This is a genomic window from Pseudomonas frederiksbergensis (genome assembly GCF_017114915.1).
Taxonomy (GTDB): Bacteria; Pseudomonadota; Gammaproteobacteria; order Pseudomonadales; family Pseudomonadaceae; genus Aquipseudomonas; species Aquipseudomonas frederiksbergensis_I.
This window is the reverse complement of record NZ_JAAUOE010000119.1, coordinates 1-515: the sequence shown is the minus strand read 5'-3', so window position 1 is coordinate 515 and position 515 is coordinate 1. Positions and strand designations below refer to the sequence as shown.

Below are 515 nucleotides of genomic sequence, written 5' to 3'. Positions count from 1 at the left end.
GTGCGCCGCTGGCTGCAACGAGATTTCTTTGCCTTCCATCTGAAGCTTTACTCGAAGAGCCGCCGCAAAGCGCCAATCTACTGGCCGCTGTCCACCGCCTCTGGTAGCTACACGCTTTGGTTCTATTACCCGAGCCTGAGCAGCCAGGCGCTCTACACGGCTATCAATGACTTTGTTGAGCCAAAACTCAAACAAGTCGGCGCTGACGTGACGGCGCTGCGCAACAAAGGCGTTGCTCGCTCGCGCGATGACGAGAAGCAGTTCGAGGCGCTGCAATCCCTTGAGCTCGAACTGATTGAACTACGCGACACCCTGCTCAAGCTGGCGCCCACCTACAAGCCCAACCACAACGACGGCGTGCAAATCAGTGCCGCGCCAATGTGGTCTTTGTTCCGCCACAAACCCTGGCAGAAGGTGCTCAAGGACACCTGGGCCAAGCTGGAGAAAGGCGATTACGACTGGGCGCATCTGGCAATGAACTACTGGCCAGAACGTGTGCGTGAAAAGTCCAAGAC

At 57.3% G+C, this 515-nt stretch carries 1 protein-coding gene; it reads left to right on the top strand.

The window, feature by feature from the left end; genetic code table 11:
• Window positions 1-515: hypothetical protein (locus HCU66_RS27000; protein WP_241015721.1), on the top strand; the 515-nt coding region annotated here is incomplete at both ends.